Source organism: Leifsonia williamsii, from assembly GCF_030433685.1.
Taxonomy (GTDB): Bacteria; Actinomycetota; Actinomycetes; order Actinomycetales; family Microbacteriaceae; genus Leifsonia; species Leifsonia williamsii.
On record NZ_JAROCF010000001.1, the window covers coordinates 2,491,759 to 2,516,046 of the forward strand.

The 24,288-nt window shown below is 69.7% G+C and carries 23 protein-coding genes; 13 read left to right on the forward strand and 10 right to left on the reverse strand.

The window, feature by feature from the left end:
• Positions 1–97 precede the first annotated feature (97 nt).
• From P5G50_RS11775 to clpX, 4 genes are all read left to right on the forward strand, one after another.
• The gene (locus tag P5G50_RS11775; protein ID WP_301208761.1) at positions 98–481 is read left to right on the forward strand and encodes a tetratricopeptide repeat protein; all 384 of its coding nucleotides are present in this window, start codon (positions 98–100) and stop codon (positions 479–481) included.
• Positions 482–571: 90 nt separating this feature from the next.
• A complete protein-coding gene (locus P5G50_RS11780) occupies positions 572–1,168 on the forward strand; it encodes an ATP-dependent Clp protease proteolytic subunit (protein WP_301208760.1) in 597 nt (198 codons plus the stop codon).
• A 28-nt stretch (positions 1,169–1,196) separates the two neighbouring features.
• Complete coding sequence (locus P5G50_RS11785) at positions 1,197–1,880, forward strand: ATP-dependent Clp protease proteolytic subunit (protein WP_301208759.1); 684 nt, start codon at positions 1,197–1,199, stop codon at positions 1,878–1,880.
• 170 nt (positions 1,881–2,050) lie between these two features.
• Positions 2,051–3,325 carry an ATP-dependent Clp protease ATP-binding subunit ClpX gene (clpX, locus tag P5G50_RS11790; RefSeq protein ID WP_301208758.1) on the forward strand — a complete coding sequence of 425 codons (1,275 nt, stop codon included), beginning with the start codon at positions 2,051–2,053 and terminating at the stop codon, positions 3,323–3,325.
• Here clpX and P5G50_RS11795 read toward each other — a convergent pair.
• Together P5G50_RS11795 and P5G50_RS11800 are read right to left on the reverse strand one after the other, a co-directional pair.
• Positions 3,282–4,580, reverse strand: a complete 1,299-nt coding sequence (locus P5G50_RS11795; RefSeq protein ID WP_301208757.1) for an ion channel protein — start codon at positions 4,578–4,580, stop codon at positions 3,282–3,284. The two genes, clpX and P5G50_RS11795, sit on opposite strands and share 44 nt — an antisense overlap.
• A 95-nt stretch (positions 4,581–4,675) precedes the next feature.
• Positions 4,676–6,724: a M3 family metallopeptidase gene (locus P5G50_RS11800; RefSeq protein WP_301208756.1), complete on the reverse strand. Its 2,049-nt coding sequence runs from the start codon at positions 6,722–6,724 to the stop codon at positions 4,676–4,678.
• A gap of 75 nt (positions 6,725–6,799) precedes the next feature.
• On the opposite strand from P5G50_RS11800, the gene P5G50_RS11805 reads away from it, so the two are divergent.
• The 4 genes from P5G50_RS11805 to P5G50_RS11820 all read left to right on the forward strand — a co-directional run bounded on the left by P5G50_RS11805 (position 6,800) and on the right by P5G50_RS11820 (position 9,774).
• Positions 6,800–7,606: a class I SAM-dependent methyltransferase gene (locus P5G50_RS11805; protein WP_301208755.1), complete on the forward strand. Its 807-nt coding sequence runs from the start codon at positions 6,800–6,802 to the stop codon at positions 7,604–7,606.
• Between the two features lie 109 nt (positions 7,607–7,715).
• Positions 7,716–8,330: an ArsR/SmtB family transcription factor gene (locus tag P5G50_RS11810; RefSeq protein ID WP_301208753.1), complete on the forward strand. Its 615-nt coding sequence runs from the start codon at positions 7,716–7,718 to the stop codon at positions 8,328–8,330.
• Positions 8,330–9,595: an MFS transporter gene (locus P5G50_RS11815; RefSeq protein WP_301208751.1), complete on the forward strand. Its 1,266-nt coding sequence runs from the start codon at positions 8,330–8,332 to the stop codon at positions 9,593–9,595. Before P5G50_RS11810 ends, P5G50_RS11815 begins: the two co-directional genes overlap by 1 nt.
• Positions 9,592–9,774, forward strand: coding sequence for a hypothetical protein (locus P5G50_RS11820; RefSeq protein ID WP_301208749.1), 183 nt, complete (start codon positions 9,592–9,594; stop codon positions 9,772–9,774). The genes P5G50_RS11815 and P5G50_RS11820 overlap by 4 nt, the downstream gene beginning before the upstream one ends.
• Before the next feature lie 36 nt (positions 9,775–9,810).
• Here the strand turns inward: P5G50_RS11820 and P5G50_RS11825 are convergent, their stop codons facing one another.
• The 7 genes from P5G50_RS11825 to P5G50_RS11855 form a co-directional block, all read right to left on the reverse strand.
• A complete protein-coding gene (locus tag P5G50_RS11825; protein ID WP_301208747.1) occupies positions 9,811–10,077 on the reverse strand; it encodes a hypothetical protein in 267 nt (88 codons plus the stop codon).
• A complete protein-coding gene (locus tag P5G50_RS11830) occupies positions 10,077–10,538 on the reverse strand; it encodes a GNAT family N-acetyltransferase (RefSeq protein WP_301208745.1) in 462 nt (153 codons plus the stop codon). The genes P5G50_RS11825 and P5G50_RS11830 overlap by 1 nt, the downstream gene beginning before the upstream one ends.
• A gap of 43 nt (positions 10,539–10,581) precedes the next feature.
• Entirely contained in the window at positions 10,582–11,028 is a 447-nt protein-coding gene (locus tag P5G50_RS11835) for a GNAT family N-acetyltransferase (protein WP_301208743.1), read from the reverse strand.
• Positions 11,025–13,637, reverse strand: coding sequence for a valine--tRNA ligase (gene valS, locus P5G50_RS11840; RefSeq protein WP_301208741.1), 2,613 nt, complete (start codon positions 13,635–13,637; stop codon positions 11,025–11,027). The genes P5G50_RS11835 and valS overlap by 4 nt, the downstream gene beginning before the upstream one ends.
• A 166-nt stretch (positions 13,638–13,803) precedes the next feature.
• Positions 13,804–14,364 carry a DUF4276 family protein gene (locus P5G50_RS11845; RefSeq protein ID WP_301208739.1) on the reverse strand — a complete coding sequence of 187 codons (561 nt, stop codon included), beginning with the start codon at positions 14,362–14,364 and terminating at the stop codon, positions 13,804–13,806.
• A gap of 17 nt (positions 14,365–14,381) precedes the next feature.
• A complete protein-coding gene (locus P5G50_RS11850) occupies positions 14,382–15,626 on the reverse strand; it encodes an AAA family ATPase (protein WP_301208737.1) in 1,245 nt (414 codons plus the stop codon).
• Positions 15,627–15,774: 148 nt separating this feature from the next.
• A complete protein-coding gene (locus tag P5G50_RS11855) occupies positions 15,775–17,094 on the reverse strand; it encodes an MFS transporter (RefSeq protein ID WP_301208735.1) in 1,320 nt (439 codons plus the stop codon).
• 87 nt (positions 17,095–17,181) lie between these two features.
• On the opposite strand from P5G50_RS11855, the gene P5G50_RS11860 reads away from it, so the two are divergent.
• The 5 genes from P5G50_RS11860 to ndk all read left to right on the forward strand — a co-directional run bounded on the left by P5G50_RS11860 (position 17,182) and on the right by ndk (position 23,595).
• The gene (locus P5G50_RS11860) at positions 17,182–17,811 is read left to right on the forward strand and encodes a TetR/AcrR family transcriptional regulator (protein ID WP_301208733.1); all 630 of its coding nucleotides are present in this window, start codon (positions 17,182–17,184) and stop codon (positions 17,809–17,811) included.
• Positions 17,812–18,033: 222 nt separating this feature from the next.
• Positions 18,034–21,399, forward strand: coding sequence for an isoleucine--tRNA ligase (ileS, locus tag P5G50_RS11865; protein WP_301208731.1), 3,366 nt, complete (start codon positions 18,034–18,036; stop codon positions 21,397–21,399).
• The gene (locus P5G50_RS11870) at positions 21,396–22,769 is read left to right on the forward strand and encodes a bifunctional folylpolyglutamate synthase/dihydrofolate synthase (protein WP_301208729.1); all 1,374 of its coding nucleotides are present in this window, start codon (positions 21,396–21,398) and stop codon (positions 22,767–22,769) included. The genes ileS and P5G50_RS11870 overlap by 4 nt, the downstream gene beginning before the upstream one ends.
• Positions 22,766–23,179 carry a DUF4233 domain-containing protein gene (locus tag P5G50_RS11875; RefSeq protein WP_301208727.1) on the forward strand — a complete coding sequence of 138 codons (414 nt, stop codon included), beginning with the start codon at positions 22,766–22,768 and terminating at the stop codon, positions 23,177–23,179. Before P5G50_RS11870 ends, P5G50_RS11875 begins: the two co-directional genes overlap by 4 nt.
• Complete coding sequence (ndk, locus tag P5G50_RS11880) at positions 23,176–23,595, forward strand: nucleoside-diphosphate kinase (RefSeq protein ID WP_301208725.1); 420 nt, start codon at positions 23,176–23,178, stop codon at positions 23,593–23,595. The genes P5G50_RS11875 and ndk overlap by 4 nt, the downstream gene beginning before the upstream one ends.
• 67 nt (positions 23,596–23,662) lie before the next feature.
• Here ndk and P5G50_RS11885 read toward each other — a convergent pair whose 3' ends face one another.
• Complete coding sequence (locus P5G50_RS11885) at positions 23,663–24,277, reverse strand: vitamin K epoxide reductase family protein (RefSeq protein ID WP_301208723.1); 615 nt, start codon at positions 24,275–24,277, stop codon at positions 23,663–23,665.
• Positions 24,278–24,288 lie beyond the last annotated feature (11 nt).

Here is a 24,288-nt window from a genome sequence, read left to right on the forward strand (position 1 = left end):
GGGCCGGGCACCGCGAGGTGTCCGGCCCTTCTGCCATCCTGAAGCCCTGACGAGAGAAGCCCTGACGAGAGAAGCCCTGACGAGAGAGGGGAACGCGATGGCGCACGATCCGGTGGCCCTGTTCGAGGAGGCCGGCGAGCACGATGCGGCGGGCCGCGAGGAGGAGGCCGAGCCCCTGTACCGCCAGGCTCTGGCCGAGGGGCTCCCCGAGCCGTACCGCTCGCAGGCGGTCATCCAGCTCGCGAGCACCGTCCGCAACCTGGACCGGCCGGACGAGACCCTCGAGCTGCTGCGCGACCTGCTCGCCGAGCACCCCCGGCACGAGCTCGCCGACGCGGCCCACGCGTTCGCCGCGCTCGCCCTGTTCGACCAGGGTCTCCCGGCCGAGGCGCTGCGGGAGGCGCTCACCGCGCTGGCACCGCACCTCCCGCTGTACCGGCGGTCCGTCATCGCCTACGCCGCCGAGCTCGAGGACCGCTGACGGCGCGCTCTCTGCCCAGGGCGAACAGCGCCGAAACGGCGACGGCGCTCCGATAGATTCGATTCCAAGCGACAAGGAAACGGAGCGAACATGGCCGACATGGCTGCCCCCCAGCCCAGTGTTTTCGACAGACTTCTGAGAGACCGCATCATCTGGCTCGGATCCGAGGTGCGTGACGAGAACGCCAACGAGATCGCCGCCAAGCTGCTGCTCCTGGCCGCCGAGGACCCGAAGCGCGACATCTACCTCTACATCAACTCGCCGGGCGGCTCGATCACGGCCGGCATGGCGATCTACGACACCATGCAGTTCGTGCCGAACGACATCGTCACGGTCGGCATCGGCATGGCGGCCTCGATGGGCCAGCTGCTGCTCACCGCCGGCACCAAGGGCAAGCGCTACATCACCCCGAACGCGCGCGTCCTGCTGCACCAGCCGCACGGCGGGTTCGGCGGCACCGCGAGCGACATCCAGACGCAGGCCCAGCTGATCCTCGACATGAAGAAGCGGCTCGCCGAGATCACGGCGAACGCGACCGGCAAGTCGGTCGAGCAGATCAACGCCGACGGTGACCGCGACCGCTGGTTCACCGCGCAGGAGGCGCTGGAGTACGGCTTCGTGGACCACATCCGCGAGTCGGCCCTCGACGTCTCGGGCGGCGGCGGCACCGAGCAGGACAAGCAGTAGCGAACGCCGGAAGGACAAGGACAACAGAATGAACATCCCCATGCTCGGCGGTCAGACCGCCGGCGTCCAGGCCGGTGGCGGCCTGCAGGCGCCCGGCTCCCGCTACATCCTGCCCAGCTTCGAGGAGCGCACGGCCTACGGCTACAAGCGCCAGGACCCGTACGCGAAGCTCTTCGAGGACCGCATCATCTTCCTCGGCGTGCAGGTCGACGACGCCTCGGCGGACGACATCATGGCTCAGCTGCTCGTGCTCGAGAGCCAGGACCCCGACCGCGACATCGTCATGTACATCAACTCGCCCGGTGGCTCGTTCACCGCGATGACGGCGATCTACGACACGATGCAGTACATCCGCCCGCAGATCCAGACGGTCGTGCTCGGCCAGGCCGCCTCGGCCGCCGCCGTTCTGACCGCCGCCGGCACGCCCGGCAAGCGGCTCGCGCTGCCGAACGCCCGCATCCTGATCCACCAGCCGGCCGTCGGCCAGGCCGGTCAGGGGCAGGCGTCCGACATCGAGATCCAGGCGAACGAGATCATGCGCATGCGTTCGTGGCTGGAGGAGACGCTCGCGAAGCACTCCAACCGCTCGGTGGAGCAGGTCAACAAGGACATCGACCGCGACAAGATCCTGTCGGCGGACGAGGCCCTCGAGTACGGCCTGATCGACCAGGTGCTGACCAGCCGCAAGACGCTGCCGGCGCTCGTCAAGTAGCGTCAGGCTCCATCGGGAGGGGCGGCCGTCGACTGCGACGGCCGCCCCTTCCGCATGCCGGAGGACGGCCGGGCCGCGGCGCGCGACGCGAAAGGACACCGGGTGCGCGCCAATGTCGCCCGCACGGGTTAGGCTCGGACGAAGACACCCGTAGAAGGAGGGGGAGAGGGATGGCACGCATCGGGGAGAGCGCCGATCTGCTCAAGTGTTCCTTCTGTGGCAAGAGCCAGAAGCAGGTTCAGCAGCTCATCGCCGGTCCTGGCGTGTACATCTGCGACGAGTGCGTCGAGCTCTGCAACGAGATCATCGAGGAGCGGCTCGCCGAGGCGGGCGAGGAGGCGTCGAGCGAGTTCGACCTGCCGAAGCCGAAGGAGATCTTCGGGTTCCTCGAGGAGTACGTGATCGGCCAGGAGCAGGCCAAGCGCGCCCTGGCGGTCGCCGTGTACAACCACTACAAGCGCGTCCGCGCCAAGCAGACCATCACCTCGGCCGACGCCATCGACGACGTCGAGATCGCGAAGAGCAACATCCTGCTGATCGGCCCCACCGGCTGCGGCAAGACCTACCTGGCGCAGACGTTGGCCCGCCGGCTCAACGTGCCGTTCGCCGTCGCCGACGCCACCGCCCTCACCGAGGCCGGCTACGTGGGCGAAGACGTGGAGAACATCCTCCTCAAGCTGATCCAGGCCGCCGACTACGACGTCAAGCGCGCCGAGACCGGCATCATCTACATCGACGAGGTCGACAAGATCGCCCGCAAGGCCGAGAACCCGTCGATCACGCGCGACGTCTCGGGCGAGGGCGTGCAGCAGGCGCTGCTCAAGATCCTGGAGGGCACCGTCGCCTCCGTTCCGCCGCAGGGCGGCCGCAAGCACCCGCACCAGGAGTTCATCCAGATCGACACGACGAACGTGCTGTTCATCGTGGCCGGCGCCTTCGCCGGGCTGGAGGAGATCATCTCGTCCCGCGCGGGCAAGAAGGGCATCGGCTTCGGCGCCCCGCTGCACTCCAAGGGCGACGACGTCAACCTCTTCAGCGAGGTGCTGCCGGAGGACCTGCACAAGTTCGGGCTCATCCCGGAGTTCATCGGTCGGCTCCCGGTCGTGACCACGGTGACGCCGCTCGACCAGGACGCCCTCATGCAGATCCTCACCGAGCCGAAGAACGCGCTGGTCCGCCAGTATCAGCGCATGTTCGAGCTCGACGGCGTGCAGCTCGAGTTCGAGCACGCGGCGCTGGAGGCCATCGCCGACCTGGCCGTGCTGCGCAAGACCGGTGCCCGCGGGCTCCGCGCGATCATGGAGGAGGTGCTCGGGCCGATCATGTTCGAGGTGCCGTCGAGCTCCGAGGTCGCGCGTGTCGTCGTCACCAAGGAGGCCGTGCTCGAGAACGCCGCGCCGACTATCGTCCCGCACCGCCCGCGGCGCGAGGAGAAGTCGGCCTGACGGCCGGCTTGATCAAGAACTCCGGCGCCCGCGTCACCATCAGCCACGCCGGCAGGATCGCCAGGCACAGGATCGGCAGCACCAGCAGGTTCGACGTCACGGCCACGCCGATGAAGAGCGCGATCCAGCCATCCCTGGTGACCGCCAACGTCATCCCGAGCACGCCGGCCGACACCGCGACCTGCAGCGGGATGGCGGGGATCAGCGCCCACGCCAGGACGCCGATCGCCGCGCCGATGAAGACGGCGGGGAACACCCGCCCGCCGCGGAAGCTCGAGCTCGCCGCGATCAGCAGTGCCGCCAGCTTCACGACGATGATGAGGGCCAGCTCGCCCGGCGGGTAGTCGTCGCGGTTCTGCACCAGGTCGCCCATCTGATCGAGGCCCTTGAAGAGGGTGATCGGGCCGCCGAGTGCGCCGAGCAGGCCGAGCACCACGCCGCCCAGCATCGTCATCAACAGCGGATGCCGGAGCGCATGGAACGCCCGGTGGATCAACGGGAACAGGAACGCCCCGACGATCCCGAGCCCGGTGGCGATCGCGCCGATCACGACCGAGGCCAGCAGGTCCCAGCCCGTGATCGTCGTGTAGGCGGGCATCGGGATGGCGAAGTGCGGATGCGCGAGGAACGTCATCGTCAGCGACCCGGCGGCCGCGGCGACCAGCGGCAGGAACAGCTTGTCCCAGAGCGCGCCTCCGCCTTTCACCGCGGCGACGACCCCGGTGAAGACGAGCGCCGCGGCGACGGGCGTGCCGAAGAGGGCGCCGATGGTGCCGGAGGCCGCCATCAGCATGACGAGCTGTGTGGGCACCGCCTTCCACAGCCGGGCAGCGAGCGCGACGAGCAGGCTCGTGTTGATGGCGATGATCGGGTTCTCCGGGCCCAGGCTGACGCCGCCGGCCAGCGCGAGCACCGCGGCCAGTGCGAGGGAGGGCACGATGCCCGGGCGCAGGGGGGCGGCGACCAGCTCGGTCGTGGCCGAGTCGGGTCCCGCGTGGCCGGGGACGAGCCAGACCACCAGCCCGACTGCCACCCCGGTGAACGTCAGGACGAGGAAGATCCACCAGCCCGAGTGCGGGTCGACGCCGAGCATGTGCGGCAGCGCGGTCCAGATGCCGTCCTCGAGCAGGCCAGCGACCTCGTCGACGGCCCAGAGCGCGAAGGCGCTGACGACCCCGATGATCACGGCGGGCAGGCTGAGCAGCACCAGCGTGCGCGCGGTGGGCGCCGCCAGCTCCGGCTGCGTCGAGGTCATGCCCGCCCCCTCCCGCGACCCCGCTCCGGGGCGCTGGCGCTCACGTTAGAGCGTGCCGCGGGAGCGCGGCTAGGGTGCGGAGGCGGACGCCCGGCTCAGCCGTCGAGTCCGCGCCGCTTCAGCAGCGGCTCGATGACCGCGTCGCGGCCGCGGAAGTCGCGGTACGCCTCCAGCGGGTCCTTCGCGCCGCCGACGCCGAGGAGCCGCCGGCGGAACCGGTCGCCGTTCTCGCGGGTCAGGCCGCCGTTCTCCTTGAACCACTCGACCGTGTCGGCGTCGAGCACCTCGCTCCAGATGTAGGAGTAGTAGCCGGCGTCGTAGCCGCCCGAGAAGGTGTGGGCGAAGTAGGTGCTGGCGTACCGCGGCGGCACGGCGGGGTTGTCGAGCCCCACGGCCGCGAGGGCGTCGGCCTCGAACGCGGCGACGTCCGCGACGGTGTCGTCGGCGGTGATGCTGTGCCACGCCTGGTCGAGCAGGGCGGCGGCCAGGTACTCGCTGGTCGCGAAGCCCTCGTTGAACGACTCGGAGGCGTGGAGACGGTCGATCAGCTCCTGCGGCATCCGCTCGCCGGTCTCGTGGTGCACGGCGTAGTGCTCCACGATCTCCGGCCACAGCATCCACATCTCGTTGACCTGGCTCGGGAACTCCACGAAGTCGCGGAACACGTTGGTGCCGGCGAACTTCGGGTAGGTCACCCGGGCGAACAGGCCGTGCAGCGCGTGCCCGAACTCGTGGAAGAGCGTGTTGGTCTCGTCGTAGGTCAGCAGCGTCGGCGAGCCGGGGGCAGGCTTCGGCACGTTGAGGTTGTTCACCACGACGGTCGGCGTGCCGAGCAGGTCGGACTGCGCGACGAGCGGGTTCATCCAGGCGCCGCCGCGCTTGGAGTCGCGGGTGTAGAGGTCGAGGATGTAGAGGCCCAGCGCGGACCCGTCCTCGTTGCGCACCTCGAAGACGCGCGCTTCGGGGTGGTAGGCGACGAGGTCGGTCCGCTCCTCGAAGGTGATCCCGTACAGCCGCGTCGCCGCGTAGAAGACGCCGTCGCGCAGCACGCGCTCGGCCTCGAAGTACGGCCGCATCGCCGCCAGGTCGACGTCGTACTTCGCGGCGCGGACCTTGCCCGCGAGGTAGGCCCAGTCCCACGCCTCGACGGTCGCGGATCCGCCGGCCGTGTCGAGCTGCTCGGAAAGGTCGGCCTGCTCGGCGCGCGCGTTGCGGGCGGCGGGAGGCGCGAGCCTGCCCAGCATGTCGGCGACCGCCTGCGGGGTGCGGGCGGTCTCGTCCGCCGTCACGAAGGCCGCGTGCGTGTCGAAGCCGAGCAGCCGCGCGCGCTCGGCGCGGAGCCGGGTGATCTCGAGCACCAGCGGGCGGTTGTCGTTGTCGCCGCCGCGGATGCCGCGTGCGCGGGAGGCCGTCATGATCCGCTCGCGCACCGAGCGGTCCGTCAGGGTGGCGAGCCACGGGTGCCCGGTCGGCAGGACGAGGGTGACGACGTACTTGCCGTCGAGGCCGCGCTCCCGTGCGGCCTCCGCGGCGGCGGAGAGCTCTCCGGGGCCGAGGCCGGCGAGCTCCTCCGCCGAGTCGAACACGACGGCGAGCTCGTTGGTGTCGGCGAGCAGGTTCTTCTCGAACCGCGTGGTGAGGGTGGAGAGGCGCTGGTTGTACTCGCGCAGCCGCGCCTTGTCGTCGTCGCTGAGGCCGGCGCCGGCGAGCGTGAACTCGGTGCGGTAGCGCTCGATCAGGTAGCGCGACTCGGCGTCGAGGCCGAGCTCGTCCCTCCGCCCGTACAGGTCGTCGATGCGGCGGTACAGGTCGGGATTCAGCCGGATCGCGTCCTGGTGGGCGGCGAGGCGCGGCGCCATCTCCTCCTCCAGCGCGTTGGTGAAGTCGGTGGAGTCGGACGAGCTCTTGTTGAAGAACACCTCGGCGACGCGCTGCAGCGTCTGCCCCGACCGCTCCAGCGCGATCATCGTGTTCTCGAAGGTGGGGGCCTCGGGGTTCGCGGTGATCGCTTCGACCTCGGCCAGCTGCTCCGCGAACCCGCGCTCGAAGGCCGGGCGGTAGTGCTCGTCGCGGATGTCGGCGAAGGGCGGCAGCTGATAGGGGAGCGTGCTGGGCGAGAAGAAGGGGTTCGAGGAGTCTGCCATCGCCCCAGCCTACGGCCACCGGACGTTCACGTAACGTGGCCGGGAGGCCGTCGCGGCGCTCCCTAGGATGGCCGCATGGACCTCCACGAACGGTATACCCACGGCCACCACGAGAGCGTGCTGCGTTCGCACGAGTGGCGGACGCTCGAGAACTCCGGCGCCTACTTCGCCGGGCTGCTGCGGCCGGGGCTGAGCGTGCTCGACGTGGGGAGCGGGCCGGGGACGATCACGTTCGACCTGGCCCAGCGGGTCGCGCCGGGGACGGTGGTCGGCGTCGACTACAGCCACGACATCGTGGAGCACGCCAGGCGGTCCGCGGCGGAGCGGGGTGTCACGAACGTGCGGTTCGAGCAGGGCGACGCCTACGCGCTCGACGTCGCGGACGACACGTTCGACGTCGTGCACGCGCACCAGGTGCTCCAGCATGTCGGCGACCCGATCGCGGTGCTGCGCGAGTTCCGCCGTGTCACGCGCCCCGGCGGCATCGTCGTCGCGCGGGACGTCGACTGGGGCGGCACCATGTGGGCGCCGCTGCTCCCTGGCCTCGGCGAGTGGATGCGCGTCAACCAGGCGGTGCAGCGCGCCAACGGCGGCGAGCCGTTCGCGGGCCGGCTGCTGCGGTCGTGGGCGCTGGAGGCGGGCTTCGCGCGGGTCGACAGCAGCGCCTCCATCTGGTGCTTCGCCTCCGACGAGGAGCGCCGCTGGTGGGGGGAGTCGTGGAGCGTGCGCGTCACCGAGTCGGACTTCGGCCGCCACGCCCGCGACGAGGGCATCGCAGACGACGCCGCCCTCGCGGAGATCTCGGCGGCCTGGCTGGAGTGGTCGCGCCACGCGAACGGCTGGTACGGCATGCCGCACGGGGAGATCGTCGCGCACGTGTGAGGGGCGGCGATGACGACACCGCAAAGGAACCATTGCAAAGAAACTGATGCAAAGACATCGATGCAAAGAAACAGTTGCAAAGATGCCTTTGCATAGCTAACCTGGGGTCATGTCCGAAACCGACCCCACCACCGGCCACCTCTGGGACGACGCCCTCGACATGGCGGCGCTGCGCGCGCTCGCCCACCCGCTCCGCGTCGAGCTGATGAACGAGCTGTCCGACTTCGGGCCGGCCACCGCGAGCACACTCGCCGAGCGGCTGGGGGAGTCGAGCGGCTCGACCAGCTACCACCTCCGTCAGCTCGCACGCCACGGCATCATCGTCGAGGACACGGAGCGCAACTCCGGCCGCGAGCGCTGGTGGAAGATGGCCCCGGGCGGCGTCACGATCGGCTCGCCGGAGACGCTGGCCTCGCCGGCCGGCCGCGAGGCGAACGAGCTCGTGTCGCACGCCTGGCACCAGAACAACGAGCGCCGGTTGAGCAGCTTCCTGCGCCGGGGCATCGAGACCTTCGGCATGGAATGGATGGAGGCGAGCACGCTCTCCACCGCCCACCTCGAGTTGACGCGCGAGCAGCTGGTCGAATTCGGCCGCGAGTACTACGCGCTGCAGACCCGCCTCAAGGAGAAGTGGGCCGCCGACGGCGAGGCGGAGCCCGGCGACCGCAAGCGCGTGCAGGTCCAGTTCAACGCCTTCCCGCTGGTCGAGCAGGAGGACCGGTGATGGCCTCTCGCCTGGGCGCCGGCTTCGGGAGGCTGTGGACCGCCGCAATCGCGAGCAACCTCGCCGACGGCATCCTCCGCACGGCCGTCCCGCTGATCGGCACGACGCTGACCCGCGACCCGGCGCTCATCGCCGGGCTGACCGCCGTGACCTTCCTGCCATGGCTGCTCTTCGGCATCCCCGCCGGCATGCTCCTCGACCGGGTCGACCGCAGGGTCGCGATGGCGGCGGCGAACGGCCTCCGCTTCGCCGTCGCCGCCGCACTCGCGCTGCTGACCGCCGCGGGCGGGCTCACGATCTGGTGGCTCTACGTCGCGGTCCTCGTCTTCGGGCTGGGAGAGACCGTCTTCGACAACGCGACGACGACGGTGGTGCCGAGCCTGGTCACCCGGTCACAGCTGGACCGGGCGAACGGCCGGATGCAGTCGGCTGAGATCGTGGTGCAGAACTTCATCGCGACTCCCGTCGCCGGCTTCCTGTTCGCGGTCGCCCTGGTGCTGCCCGTATGGCTGACCGGTGCCGGGTTCCTGATCGCGGGCCTGCTCGCGCTCAGCATCCCGGCGGCCGCCGCCCACGCGCACGACCTCGCGGCAGAGGGGGGAGCTTCGCAGCCCCGGCCGAGGTTCGGTGCGGTGGTCGGCTTCCTCGTCCATCACCGGTTCCTGCGCGCGATGATCGTGCTCACCTCCCTGACGGCGTCGGCGCTCGCCTTCGCGCAGGGAAGCGTGGTGCTCCTGCTGCTGCAGACCTTCACGGTGCCCGCTGCCTTGATCGGCGTGATCACCGCGGGCGTCGGCGTCGGCGCTCTCGTCGGCGCGCTGGTGTCGAGCAGCCTCGTGGCGCGCTTCGGTCGCGGCCGCGTGATGTTCTGGTCGGTGCTCGTCAGCGGTGTCGGCATCCTGGGCGTCGGCGTGACCTCGAACGTGGCGATCGCCGTCTCGTCCTACGCGATCGGGGCCTTCGGCGTCGCGGTCTGGAACGTGCCGTGGGGCGCGCTGCGCCAGGCGCTCGTGCCGAACGCCATGCTCGGTCGGGCCATGGGCATCGTCCGCACCATCGGCTGGGGGCTCACCCCGATCGCCACCGTGCTCGGCGGGTTCGTCGCCCGCATCGACCTCCGGCTGCCGTTCGTCATCGGCGGCGGCGCCGTGGTCGTCCTCACCCTGGTCGCGACCCGGCTGCTGCTGGGCGCCGACCGCCACGTGCCGCGTGATGACGCGGCACCCGCCATCGAGATCCCCGTCGGAGAAGGAAGGGCATCATGACCGCCTTCGCAGCACCCGTCCGCCGCCCGTTCTCGCACCGGATCGCGCTCCGCGCCGGCCGCGCCCTCACCACGTGGGGAGCGCGCGCGCCACGGCCGCAGCACGACGCCGAGCGCGTCTCCACGATGGAGGCCGCCCGCGATCACGCCGCTCGCACGCTGCCGCAGCTGCCGCGCTGACGGCCGCTCGATCGCGGCGGCCGGGTGGAGGCGCGCTCAGACCTCGCCGAAGTCGCCAGCGTCGGTCTCGACCGTCTGGGTGATGGTGGCGGAGTCCTCGGCCGGGTTGTAGCGGATGACCGTGCCGTCGTCGAGCTCGACGACCGGCTTGCCCTCCAGCCAGGTGAGCGTCCAGCTCCAGCCGGCGGTGTCCACGTCGGTGGCGACCAGCTCCTCCTCGACGGTGGAGACGGCGTAGCCGACCACCTCCGGCAGGTTGGCGGGGGCCTGCTCGCCGACGGCCCAGCGGGTTCCGAGCTGCATCAGGCGCTCCGCTCCGCCGCGAGCGGCATCTCGTAGGTGACCCACTGGGTGCGCTCGGCCACGCTGTCGTACACGCGCTGCGCGTCCGCGTTGTCGTTCGCGGTGATCCACTGCACGACGCCGAGGCCGCGCTGCTGGGCCAGCGAGCGCGCGTGCTCCAGCAGAGCTGTGCCGACGCCGTGCTGGCGGGCGTCCTCGGCGACGAACAGGTCGTCGACGAAGAGCCCGCGGTCGCCCTCCAGCGGCCGCGCGAACTCACGCACGTGGGCGAGCCCGACGATGCGGTCGCCGTCGACCGCCACGTAGCCGCTCTCCTCGTGCTCGGGAGACGTCAGCCACGACCAGAGCAGCAGCGCCTTCTGATCGGTCAGCTCGGTGTCGTAGAACTTCGCGTACTCACCGTAGAGATCCAGCCAGGTGAAGAAATCGCCGTCCCTGACCGGTCGGATCTCGATCGACATGGGTCCCTCCGTTCGCCGTGTCTCGACCATATCCCGTCCCCGATCAGGGGACGAGGTCGTAGGTCACCCACTTGGTCTTCTCGGCGACCGCGTCGTAGAGCCGCCGGGCTGTCTCGTTGTCCTTGGCGGTGATCCACCGGACGACCGTGAGGCCGCGCTCCTTCGCCGTCTCCTTCAGCTGCGTGAGGAGGGCCGTGCCGGCCCCCGCCCCGCGCGCGTCGGGCGTCACGAAGAGGTCGTCGAGGTACAGGCCCTTGCTGCCGTCGAGCGGCCGGACGAACTCCCGCACGTGGGCCAGCCCGATCGGGGTGCCCTCCTCATCGACGGCGAAGTAGGCCTCCAGCTCGTTCTCCGGGTCGGAGATCCAGCTCCAGACCAGCAGCGCCTTCTCGTCGGTGACCGGCTGCTCGTAGAACTCGCCGTACCCCGCGTAGAGGTCGAGCCAGGTGAAGAACTCGTTGTCCTCCACACGCCTGACCGTAGCCGTCATCGTTCCTCCTCGCTCGGGGCCTGAGCAAGCAGAATATCGGTCACGGTCAGCTCGTCGGCGGAGGCGAACCGCAGTTCCGCGATTCTGCCGACCGAGCGGAGGTCGCCGGCGGCCGCCTCGACGGCCGCGATCTCGTCGGCGGGGCCGGAGATCACGGCGGAGTCGACGGGCGTGCGCTGCGAGGCCTTCGCGGCGGTCTTCGCTCCGCGAACACCGGTGAGGGCGCGACCGACGGTCGCAAGGACCTTCCGCGTGTCGGGCCAGTCGGCGGAGGCCGTCTCGGCGGCCTGCGGCCAGTCGGCGACGTGCACGGAGCCCTCCTCGAACCAGCTCCACGCCTCCTCGGTGGCGAAGGGCAGCACGGGGGCGAACAGCCGGAGGAACGCGGACAGCGCGACCCGGAGGGCCACGACCGCGGAGGCCTGCTCCGGAGTGGCCTCGCCGTACGCGCGCTCCTTCACGAGCTCGAGGTAGTCGTCGCAGAACGTCCAGAAGAACGTCTCCGCGACCTCCAGCGCCCGGGCGTGGTCGTAGTTCTCGAGCGCGGCCGTGGCGTCGGCGATCACCTCGGCCAGGTTCTGCAGCATGCTGCGGTCGAGTGGCGCGGTGACGAGCGCCAGGTCGAGCGCGGCGGGCGCCTCGAAGCCGAGGATGAACTTCGCCGCGTTGAGGACCTTGATCGCCAGGCGGCGGCCGATCTTGATCTGCGTCGGGTTCTGCGGGTCGAAGGCCGCGTCGGTGCCGAGCCGCGAGGAGGCCGCCCAGTAGCGCACGGCGTCCGAGCCGTGCTTCTCGAGGATGTCGGCGGGCGTGACGACGTTGCCCTTCGACTTCGACATCTTCTTGCGGTCGGGGTCGACGATGAAGCCGGAGATGGCGGCGTTGCGCCACGGCGCGACATCGCTCTCGAGCTTCGAGCGGAGGAGCGTCGAGAACAGCCAGGTGCGGATGATGTCCTGCCCCTGCGGCCGCAGGTCGAACGGGAACACCGCGCCGAACAGCTCGTCGTCGCGCTGCCAGCCGCCGGCCAGTTGCGGGGTGAGCGAGGAGGTCATCCAGGTGTCCATCACGTCGTGCTCGCCGACGAAGCCGCCGGCGTGACCGCGCTGCGCCTCGTCGAAGCCCGGCGCGGTGTCGGAGGACGGGTCGACCGGGAGCATCCCCTCGGTCGGCAGGATCGGCTGGTCGAAGACCGGGTTGCCGTCGCCGTCGAGCGGGTACCAGACCGGGATCGGCACGCCGAAGAAGCGCTGGCGCGAGATCAGCCAGTCGCCGGTGAGGCCGCCGACCCAGTTCTCGTACCGCACGCGCATGAAGTCGGGGTGCCAGCCCAGCTCGCGGCCGAGCTCGATCAGGCGGGCGCGGAGCGCCTCGTCGCGGGCGCCGTTCTTGACGTACCACTGCCGGGTCGAGACGATCTCGAGCGGCTTGTCGCCCTTCTCGAAGAACTTGACCGGGTGCTGGATGGGCTTGGGGTCGCCGATGAGGTCGCCGGAGGCGCGCAGCAGTTCCACCACGGCCTGCTTGGCCGAGAACACCGTCTTGCCGGCGAGCTGCGCGTACGCCTCGCGTCCCTCGGCCGACTCGATGGCCGACGGAGGCTCGCTGAGGATGCGGCCGTCGAAGCCGATGATCGCGCGGTTCGGGAGGTCGAGCTCGCGCCACCAGGTGACGTCGGTGATGTCGCCGAAGGTGCAGATCATCGCGATGCCGGTGCCCTTGTCGGGCTGGGCGAGATGGTGGGCCACGACCGGCACCTCCACGCCGAAGACGGGCGTGCGGACGGTCTGGCCGAACAGCCCCTGGTAGCGCTCGTCGTCCGGGTGCGCGACCAGGGCGACGCACGCGGGCAGCAGCTCCGGGCGGGTGGTCTCGATGTACACCGGGCCGTCGGCGCCGTGGAAGGCGACGCGGTGGTAGGCGCTCGGCTGCTCGCGGTCCTCGAGCTCGGCCTGGGCGACCGCGGTGCGGAAGGTGATGTCCCACAGGGTCGGCGCCTGCGCCTGGTACGCCTCGCCGCGCTCGATGTTGCGCAGGAACGCCAGCTGGGAGGTGCGGATGGAGTCCTGCCCGATGGTCCGGTAGGTCTGCGACCAGTCGACCGAGAGGCCGAGGCTGCGCCAGAGCGCCTCGAACTGCTTCTCGTCCTCCTCGGTGAGCCGCTCGCACAGCTCGATGAAGTTGCGGCGCGAGATCGGCTTCTGGTCGGCCGCCTTGGTGCTCTTGTTGTCGCCGCCCTCGAACGGAGGCACGAAGTCGGGCTCGTACGGCAGCGACGGGTCGCAGCGCACGCCGTAGTAGTTCTGCACGCGGCGCTCGGTCGGGAGGCCGTTGTCGTCCCAACCCATCGGGTAGAACACGTGCTCGCCGCGCATGCGGTGGAACCGCGCGACGACGTCGGTGTGCGTGTAGCTGAAGACGTGGCCGATGTGCAGCGATCCGGAGGCCGTGGGCGGGGGAGTGTCGATGGAGTAGACCCCGTCGCGGCCGGCGGCGAGGGCGCCGTCGCGGTCGAAGCGGAAGGTGCCGTCGGCCTGCCAGTGGTCGCCCCACTTGGCTTCCAGTCCTTCGAGGGCGGGCTTGTCGGGCACGGGGCCGAAGGCGCTCATGGTTCTCCGATCGATATGTGCGGCACCGTGTCCTCGAGGTGCCTGAGTATGGGGATCCCTCCCAGGCTACCCGAGAGCACGGTGCCGCCGCCGATCAGACCTCGTCGACGATGGGCGCCCTCCTCGCCGCGACGAGCGACGCGACGAGGGTGGCTCGTGGGCCCACCTATGTTGAAATCAGTTGTCCGATCGCATCCACGAGCCGAGCGAAAGACCGGGACCGCTTCGTGGCGGTGTCCACGTCGATGAGAGATGCGTAGCGTTTTTGGTCGACTGACTCCGAGTAGACCCCATTGATCAGAAGCGACGCAAAGTGGTTTTTGGGGCCTTTGAGAAGTTCAGGATTTGTCTGGAACTGTGCGTCTGGCTTGACCGCCTCGCGTCCCGCCATGGTGTCGATCGACGCCAGGAACCAAGCTTCGAACTCCCGAACCGCGGGAGCGACGAGCACCCGGCGATGGGACACGCACTCGGATGCTCGCGCCTCAAGGTCGCTGGCAAGTTGCTCGGGGTCGTCGTCGTCGCTGTCGAGGACCACCAGCACGGATTCATGTGCGACAGAGACGAGCTGAAGCGCCCGTTCATAATCACTGAATCTAGGCGAGAACCTCCCGCGCTTGACTCTCATCGGTGAGTGTTGCGGAACAATGTCGAACCTTCCGTACGCCTCGCGCGCGACTCTGGCGACCAGCGACGGCATTGCCAGGACTTCGCCGTGGCCCTCCACGATCAATCCCAACGAATTCAAAACAGGCTCGCTGGCTTCTGAGTTGTCTTGGCGAACACATCCGGCTTGACTTGTTCCAGGCGGAGGAGCTCGCCGACTGTATAGAGGTTCTCTTTTGCTGCCATACGGGTCGCTGGATCGACTTGGCCGATCGTTGTCTTTCCTCGGTCCGACTGAACTGCCAGGACGGAATCGACGTCGATGCTTGGGTGGTCGAGAAGATCGGGACTGTGCGTGGTGAGAAGAAGCTGGTGCTTCTTCGACCGCTCCAGGAGGGCGTCCATAAGGCGGTGAGCCGCTCCGGGATGAACAGCGGTCTCTGGTTCCTCAATGCTCACGAGAGGGGTGTTCTCCTGGAAGGCCGCCACCAGAACGCATAGGGCGCGCAACGTGCCGTCAGACACGTTCGAAGCCAAGAAGCTCCATGCGCGCTGATCGCCCACCACGTCCTGCTTGAATTCGACAGTCTCCTTCGGGCCGAAGGACCGAGGTGCGATCGAACGAATTCCCGGCACAACTGCTCCTAGGTACTCCGTGACGCGATCGAGCGATCGCGGAGACATCTCCCTCAGACGACGGATCACGGACGCCAGGTTGCTGCCATCCTCAGTGAGGATCTCTCCCATGTCGGGGCTCTGCAGATCTCGCACATGGTTCGGGTTGAAATTGTAGAAGCCGAAGTCTCGTAGCCCGACAGCTACCTCTTCGTATTCGGTAAGTCCACCGATTACGGAGAGGGCCAAAGAATTGCGCGCGACTCGGACGGTCGCCAAGCTGGGGCCGGTGGAACTGATGACACCGTCCACCGATTGGAAGGATGCGACCAATTCTTCGCGGCGGTAAACGCGGCAGACTTCTTTTTGAACCTCGAACGTGAAGTCCTTTTTCGCAGACACTTGATAGGCGTACTCGGCGTGTCCGCTCGGTGTGTCAATGTCGTACCGCACCCCGAAATGCGTTGGGTGGCCCGTACTACGTCGGCGAACGTCAACGATTCCGCCTCGATCGCGAATTGCATTCTCGAGGTTTGTCTGCAGCGCGTCCCGAGTGAGTCTGATCCCGTCAATGAAGTTGCTCTTGCCGGATCCGTTCGGGCCCACCAGGAGGGTCAGCCGGCTGAGTGGTACATCGCAAGCTTCGATGCTCTTGAAGTTCTTGAGAACCACACGGCGAATCGTCGGGCTCGGCCACACGCTCCCGGGAATAGGCATTTTGGCGTCCGCCAGCCCTTCTATTCCGTCATGCAAGGTCTCCAATGGCATGACACCGAATGTTACATATCGAAGATCGAATTGCAAGAGCTCTCGTTCTCGCCACCCGTCAGGCGTGATCCTAACTGTTGATCGCCGTCTTTCGGACTCGGTGTACCCGACGTCACGGTGCCACCGCCGATCGGCCGCGTGCCGCCGATCAGACCTCGTCGACGATCGGCGCCCTCCTCGCCGCGACGAGCGACGCCACCAGCGTGATCGCCGACATGATCGCGAGCACGATGCCCGGGTGCCACCAGGCGTTCCCGGTCGCCTGGCCGAACACCAGCGTCAGGGCGGGGACGAAGGAGGTCAGCAGCGCCGCGATGCTGTACGCCACCGAGAGTCCGCTGTATCGCACCTCGCTCGGGAACAGGTCGGACATCATGCCGCCGAGCCCGGCCCACGAGAGCGTGGGCAGGATCCCGCCGATGATCATGCTCGCGACCAGGATGCCGAAGGAGGCGTACTGCAGCAGGAAGTACATCGGGAACGCGACGATCAGCGTGCCGATCGCGCCGATGGCGACGACCCTCGCCGACCCGATCTTCACCGCCCAGAGCCCGAACAGCGGGATGGTCACGAGCTGCAGCAGGCCGCCGATCGTCGTGGCGACGAGGAGGTCCTGGTACTGGAAGCCGAGCACGGCCGTCCCGTAGTCCACCATGTACGTGTTCATCAGCGAGTACGAGCCGATGCCGAGCACAGCGGCGCCGATGCCGATGACGAAGCCGGAGGGCGCCTTCCGGAAGACGTCGAGCACCGGGAACCGGTCGCGAGTGCCGGTCTCGACCAGGCGGCGGAACACCGGCGTCTCGTCGATCGACCAGCGCAGGTAGAGCGAGACGAGCAGCAGCGGGAACGCGGTCAGGAACGGGATGCGCCAGCCCCATGCGGCGATGTCCTCGGTCGACAGGGTCAGCGTGAGCACGATGAAGACGACGGCGCTGAGGATGGAGCCGACCGGCGAGCCGAGCTGGGGCAGCGCCGCGTAGAACCCGCGCCGCTTGGGGTTCGAGTACTCCGTGGCGAGCGCGATCGCGCCTCCCCACTCCCCGCCGACCGACGCGCCCTGCACGAGCCGCAGCAGCACGATGGCGATGCCGCCGAACCAGCCCGCGGCGGCATACGTCGGCAGCACGCCGACGAGGCCTGTGGAGATCCCCATGAGGAGGATCGTGATCAGCAGCGTCGGCCGCCGGCCGATCCGGTCGCCGAGGTTGCCGAAGATGATCGCGCCCACCGGGCGGATGACGAAGCCGGCTGCGATGGCCAGGAAGCCGGCGAGCACGCCGCCGAAGGTGCCGAGCGGCGCGAAGAACAGCGGGCCGACGAAGAACGCGGCGAAGTACGCGTACAGGTAGAAGTCGTACGACTCGAGCGCGGTGCCGACGAACGAGGCGACGGTCACGCGGCGGGCGGTGCCCGGGGTGATGCCCGGCCGGTCGGTCTCGACGGCGGGCGCTGCTGTGGAGGTCACGGGTGTCCTTCTTGGGAGAATGGAGGAGGCGGTCTGACGGGTTCTTATCTAGACCGGGTCCAATAATGGCATGAGGGAGAACACGCGGTGGCAGACAGGCATTCCCCGGGCCGCGCGTCCGCCTCCGGCCGGCCCCGCGCCTCGTCCCGGCAGATGCTCGCGGAGGCCGCGGGCGAGCTGTTCCTCGAGCAGACGTACGCCGGCACCTCCATCGACGAGATCGCCCGGCGGGCCGGCGTGAGCCGTGCGACCTTCTTCAACTACTTCCGCGGCAAGTCCGACCTGCTCTGGCTGGAGGTGGACGAGTCGCTGGCCGGGTTCGGCGCGGTCCTCGCCGCGCAGCCCGACGACCTGGGCCCCATGGACGCCGTGCTCGCCGCGATGCTGACGCTCGCCGAGGGGTTCGGGCCGAACCGCCTCCCGCTCGCCGTGACCCAGGTGGAGGCGATGGGCACCGACGAGGAGCTCCAGGCCTCCGCCCTCCCGCGCTTCCTGCGCCTGGTCGCGCAGGTGGCGACGGCGATCGCCGCCCGCACGGGCGCCGACCCCGACGCGCTCCTGCCGCGCAGCGCGGCCACCGCGGTCGTCGGCGCGGCGGTCAGCGCCGCGGTGGTGTGGGCGCGCTCGGGAGTCGGCCGCGGGCCGCTGGCCCCGCTCGTCCGGCGCGCCGTCGAGCCGGTCTGCCGGGGCTACGCCACCGCCCTCGCGAACGGATAGAATGGACGGCACAGACTGCGACCCGGCCATCACCGGCGAGTCTTCGGAAGAACGGCGCGGCCCCGGCGGCGCCCAGTAGAACCGAACGGGTACGGCCCGTCACAGCCGACGACGAGAGGTCCCGTCCGCCACCGCAGGCGCCCGGGGCAAGCGGGGTGGTACCGCGACGGGCGTGCGAGCGTCCGGCGTCCTCGTGCAGCACATCCATCTGCCAGGAGAGAGATGCCGTACCCCAAGTCGGTCCCGTCACCCGAGGAACAGAGCGGGCAGCAGAATGCCGCCGAGGTCACGCCGAGCCCGTCGTTCCCCACGATCGAGGAGGGCGTGCTCGCTTTCTGGGAGCAGGACGGCACCTTCCGCGCCTCCATCGACAACCGCGCCGACGCCGAGGAGTGGGTGTTCTACGACGGCCCGCCCTTCGCGAACGGCCTGCCGCACTACGGCCACCTGCTGACCGGGTACGCGAAGGACGTCTTCCCGCGCTTCCAGACGATGCGGGGCAAGAAGGTGGAGCGCCGGTTCGGCTGGGACACCCACGGCCTGCCCGCCGAGCTCGAGGCCGAGCGGCAGCTGGGCATCACCGACAAGAGCCAGATCGAGGAGATGGGCCTCGCCGCCTTCAACCAGGCCGCGAAGGACTCCGTGCTCAAGTACACCCGCGAGTGGCGCGAGTACGTGACCCGCCAGGCGCGCTGGGTCGACTTCGACAACGACTACAAGACGCTAGACGTCACCTACATGGAGTCGGTGCTCTGGGCCTTCAAGCAGCTCCACGAGAAGGGGCTGGCGTACGAGGGCCACCGCGTGCTGCCGTACTGCTGGCGCGACCAGACGCCGTTGTCCAACCACGAGCTGCGGATGGATGACGACGTCTACAAGATGCGTCAGGACCAGACGGTCACGGTGACCTTCCCGCTCGTGGGCGAGAAGGCGGAGGCGCTCGACCTGACCGGCGTGCGCGCGCTCGCGTGGACGACGACGCCGTGGACCCTCCCGACGAACCTCGCGCTCGCGGTCGGACCCGACATCGAGTACGCCGTCGTGCCGTCGGGTCCGAACGGGGCCGCGGACACGCAGGGCGCGCCGGAGGTGCCGGTCCTGAGTGGCGAGTACCTGCTCGCGACCTCCCTCGTCGGCAACTACGCCAAGGACCTCGGCTACGACTCCGCCGCCGACGCCTTGGCCGCCGTGACGCGCACGTACCGCGGCGCCGACCTCGCCGACGTCGAGTACGACCGGCTGTGGGACTACTACGCCGACACCGAGAAGTGGGGCACGCAGAACGCGTGGCGCATCCTCGTCGACGACTACGTCACCGTCGAGGACGGCACCGGCATCGTCCACCAGGCCCCCGCCTACGGCGAGGACGACCAGCGCGTCACCGAGGCGGCCGGCATCCCGGTCATCATCTCGGTCGACGACGGCGCTCGGTTCCTCCCCGACGTGGAGGACGTGGCCGGGCTCCAGGTGTTCGAGGCGAACAAGCCGCTCATCCGGCTGCTCAAGGAGCAGGGCCGGCTGCTGCGCCAGGCGAGCTACGAGCACTCGTACCCGCACTGCTGGCGCTGCCGCAACCCGCTGATCTACAAGGCGGTGTCGAGCTGGTTCGTGCGCGTCACCGACTTCCGCGACCGGATGGGCGAGCTCAACCAGCAGATCAACTGGGTGCCAGAGAACGTCAAGGACGGCCAGTTCGGCAAGTGGCTGGCCGGCGCCCGCGACTGGTCCGTGTCGCGCAACCGGTACTTCGGCTCGCCGATCCCGGTGTGGAAGAGCGACGACCCCGCCTACCCGCGCGTCGACGTGTACGGCTCGCTGGAGGAGCTGGAGCGCGACTTCGGCCGGCTGCCGCTGAACGCGGCGGGCGAGCCGGACCTCCACCGCCCCTTCATCGACGAGCTGACCCGGCCGAACCCCGACGACCCGACCGGCCGTGCGACCATGCGCCGCATCCCGGACGTGCTCGACGTGTGGTTCGACTCGGGCTCGATGCCGTTCGCCCAGGTGCACTACCCGTTCGAGAACCACGACTGGTTCGACAGCCACAACCCGGCCGACTTCATCGTCGAGTACATCGGGCAGACGCGCGGCTGGTTCTACCTGCTGCACACGCTCGCGACGGCGCTGTTCGACCGGCCCGCGTTCAAGAACGTGATCAGCCACGGCATCGTGCTCGGCAGCGACGGGCAGAAGATGTCGAAGTCGCTGCGCAACTACCCGGACGTCAACGAGGTCTTCGACCGCGACGGCTCCGACGCCATGCGCTGGTTCCTCATGTCGAGCCCGGTGCTGCGCGGCGGCAACCTCGTCGTCACCGAGGAGGGCATCCGCGAGGGCGTCCGCCAGGTGCTGCTGCCGCTGTGGAGCACGTGGTACTTCTTCTCGCTGTACGCCAACGCCACCGGGTACGAGGCGAAGCGCTCGCTGACGTCCACCGACGTGCTCGACCGCTACCTCCTCGCCAAGACCCGCGACCTCGTGGAGGCCGTGACGGCCGACCTGGACGGGCTCGACTCCACCCTGGCCGCGGCCAAGCTGCGCGACTTCGCCGACGTGCTCACCAACTGGTACGTGCGTCGTTCGCGCGACCGGTTCTGGGAGGGCGTGTCGGAGGGCGACAGCAGGAGCACGGAGGCGTTCGACACGCTGTACACGGTCCTCGAGACCGTCACCCGCGTCGCCGCGCCGCTCCTGCCGCTCGTCAGCGAGCAGATCTGGAAGGGCCTCACCGGCGGTCGCAGCGTCCACCTGACCGACTGGCCCGAGGCGGCCGAGTTCCCGGCCGACCCGGCGCTGATCGACGCGATGGACCGCATCCGCGCCATCAGTTCGACCGCGCTGTCGCTGCGCAAGCAGGCCGGCCTGCGCGTGCGCCTCCCGCTCGCCTCGTTGACCGTGGTCGCGCACGACGCGGCCGCGCTGCAGCCCTTCGAGGGGATCCTCCGCGACGAGCTCAACGTGAAGGCGGTCAGCCTGGTCGAGCTGCAGGAGGACAGCGCCGCGCAGTACGGCATCACCTCCAAGCTGACGGTGAACGCCCGCGCGGCGGGTCCGCGCCTCGGCAAGCAGGTGCAGCAGGTCATCAAGGCCGCGCGCGATGGCGACTGGAGCGAGGCCGACGGCGTCGTGACCGTCGGCGGCATCGAGCTGGTGGCGGGGGAGTACGACCTCGTGCTCGAGACCGCGCAGGCCGACGGCGACGCCACGACCGCGCTGGCGCTCCTCCCGGGCGGCGGCTTCGTGCTGCTCGACACCGTGACGACGCCGGAGCTGGAGGCCGAGGGCCTGGCGCGCGACATCATCCGCGCCGTGCAGGACACCCGCAAGGCCGCCGGGCTCGACGTGAGCGACCGCATCGAGCTCTCACTCAGCTTCGAGAGCCCGGAGGACGGGGCCGCGGTCGAGGCGGCGGCGGCGGCCGTCGACATCGCGGCGGAGACGCTGGCCGGGCTGGTCGGCATCGCCGCGGGCGGCGTGGTGGAGACAGGCGCCGACGGCGAGTTCCGCAAGGAGTTCGCCGCCGGTCAGTTCGCGAACGCGGGCGCGTTCACGGTCGGCGTGGCGAAGGCGGAGGTGACGGTGCGATGAGCGACGAGTTCGACGACGACGTCCGCGAGCAGGCGGAGGCGGTCTACCAGGCGCTGCTCGCCCGGGTCGGCGAGGGGGCGCCCGAGCGGCGGCTCGACGCGACCCGGCGCGCGGTGGAGCTCCTGGGCGACCCGCAGCGCGCCTACCCGATCGTGCACATCACCGGGACCAACGGCAAGACCTCCACGAGCCGGATCACCGAGAGCCTGCTGCGCGCCTACGGCCTGCGCACCGGACTGCTGACCAGCCCGCACCTCGTGCGCTTCAACGAGCGCATCGTGATCGACGGCGAGCCGATCAGCGACGAGGACCTCGTGCGCAACTGGGAGGACGTCGCCCCATACCTCGAGATGACCGACGCCGAGCTGATCGAGGCGGGCAAGCCTCCGCTCACCTTCTTCGAGGCGCTCACCGCGCTCGCATACGCGGTGTTCGCGGACACACCCGTCGACGTCGCCGTCGTCGAGGTCGGCATGGGCGGCGAGTGGGACTCCACGAACGTCGGCGACGGGCAGGTCGCGGTACTCACCCCGATCTCGCTCGACCACACGAAGGCACTCGGCGACACGGTCGCCGAGATCGCGCGCACCAAGTCGGGCATCATCAAGCCGTCGGCCGACGTCGTCACCGCCGTGCAGCCTCCCGAGGCCCTCGATGCGATCCGGGAGGCCGTGGCGCTCAGCGAGGCCTCGCTCGCCGCCCAGCCGCGCGACTTCGACGTGGCCGCCACCCGCGTGGCGGTCGGCGGGCAGCTCGTCACCGTGCGCGGCCGTGCGGCGACCTACGAAGACGTCTTCCTGCCGCTGTACGGCGACCACCAGGCGCAGAACGCCGCGGTCGCCGTCGCCGCGGTCGAGACCTTCCTCGGGCGCGGGACGCAGCCGCTCAAGACGGACCTCGTCGAGGAGGGCTTCGCCACGGCGACCTCGCCCGGCCGGCTCCAGCTGATCGGCATCGAGCCCACGGTGCTCGTGGACGCCGCGCACAACCCGGCAGGCGCCGAGACGCTCGCCCAGGCGATGCGGAGCTACTTCGACTTCGACGAGCTGACCTTCGTCATCGGCATCCTGCAGGACAAGGACGCACGCGGCGTCGTCCGCGCCCTCGCGCCGGTAGCGACCCAGTTCTTCGTGACCGAGCCCGCCTCCGAGCGCGCGCTGCCCGCCGACGACCTCGGCGAGCTGCTGCGGGAGGAGGTCGGCGACGAGGCGACGATCGTCTACGGCGACACCATCGACGCCCTCGAGGCGGCGCGCGAGTGGGCGGCCGAGGAGCCGCGACGTGCTGTCGTCGTCACCGGCTCCATCGTTCTCGTCGGCAGCGCCATGGCGTACGCCGAGGAGCAGGGCTGGAAGCAGGCCGCGCAGTGACCGACGCTCCCGACGCCGGCGCGCCGGCTCCGGCGCCGCGCCCGCGTCGCGCCCGCGGGCTCCGCGAGCTGCTCGGCTCGATCGTGCTCGGCTTCGAGCTGATCGTGGTCTTCCTCGGCGCGCTCGTGCTGTTCGGCCTGAAGGCGCTGCCGCCGGCGGTCGCGCTCGGCGGGGGAGCGGCGCTCGTGCTGCTCATGATCGTCGCGATCGGCACGCTGCGCTGGCCGGTGGGCGTCGTCCTCGGCTGGCTCGTCCAGCTCACCGTGGTGGCCGCCGGATTCCTGGTGCCCGCCTTCTTCATCGTCGGCGCGATCTTCACCGCCATGTGGACGTACTGCATGATCGCCGCCGCACGCATCGACCGCAACAAACCGGCCGCCCCGGCCGAGAACGGAACGGAGAACCCATGACCGACGTCGAAGAGACCCTCGTCCTCGTCAAGCCCGACGGAGTCGCCCGCAGCCTCACGGGCGAGATCCTGCGCCGCATCGAGGCGAAGGGCTACTCCCTCGTCGACATCCGGATGCTGCAGGCCGACCGCACGCTGCTCGCCCAGCACTACGCCGAGCACGAGGGCAAGCCGTTCTACGAGCCGCTGGTCGAGTTCATGGAGTCGGGCCCGATCGTCGCCCTCCGCGTCGCGGGCAACCGCGTCATCGAGGGCTTCCGCTCGCTGGCCGGCACGACCGACCCGACGACCGCTGCGCCCGGCACGATCCGCGGCGACCTCGCCCGCGACTGGGGCCTGAAGGTGCAGCAGAACCTGGTGCACGGCTCCGACTCGCCCGAGTCGGCGCAGCGCGAGCTGGCCCTCTGGTTCGGCTGAGCGCCTCCCCGCAACGCACGACGCCCCCCACGGATTGCCGTGGGGGGCGTCGTCCGTTAAGGGTGGATCAGATGAACGCTCGGTGGATCCAGTCGAGCTGGATCTGCGCCAGCACGGCCACGATGGCGTAGCTGACGATGGTGATCAGCGGCACCCAGCCGTAGAGCGTCGCGAACAGCTTCCGCGCCCGCTCGCCGACCGGGATGTGCCCCTCTTTGAGGTTGTAGAGCGTCACGGCCCAGAAGGTCGGGATCGTGACCGCCCAGGTGACCATGCACCACGGGCACAGCACGTTGAGGACCGTGATCGACTGCGTGATCAGGAAGATCACGAGCGCCAGCGCGAGCACCACGCCGAGGTTGAGCAGCAGCCAGTACCAGCGCGCGAAGCGGCCGGCGGCGAACAGCCCGACACCGGCCGCGATCGTCGCCGTCCAGCCGCCGATGCCCAGCAGCGGGTTCGGGAAGCCGAGCAGCGAGCCCTGCCACGAGTTGAGGTTCTTGCTGCATCCGACCAGCACGCTGAAGTTGCAGGAGAGCTGGGCTCCCGGGTCCTCCAGCAGGTGGAACTTGTCGACGGTGAGCATGAACGCGGCCCACAGGCCGATGGCTCCGGCGACGATGAGAAGGATGGCAAGGGCGGTCGGGCGGCGGTATGGCACCGCATCGAGACGGTCTGACACCCTCGGATTAT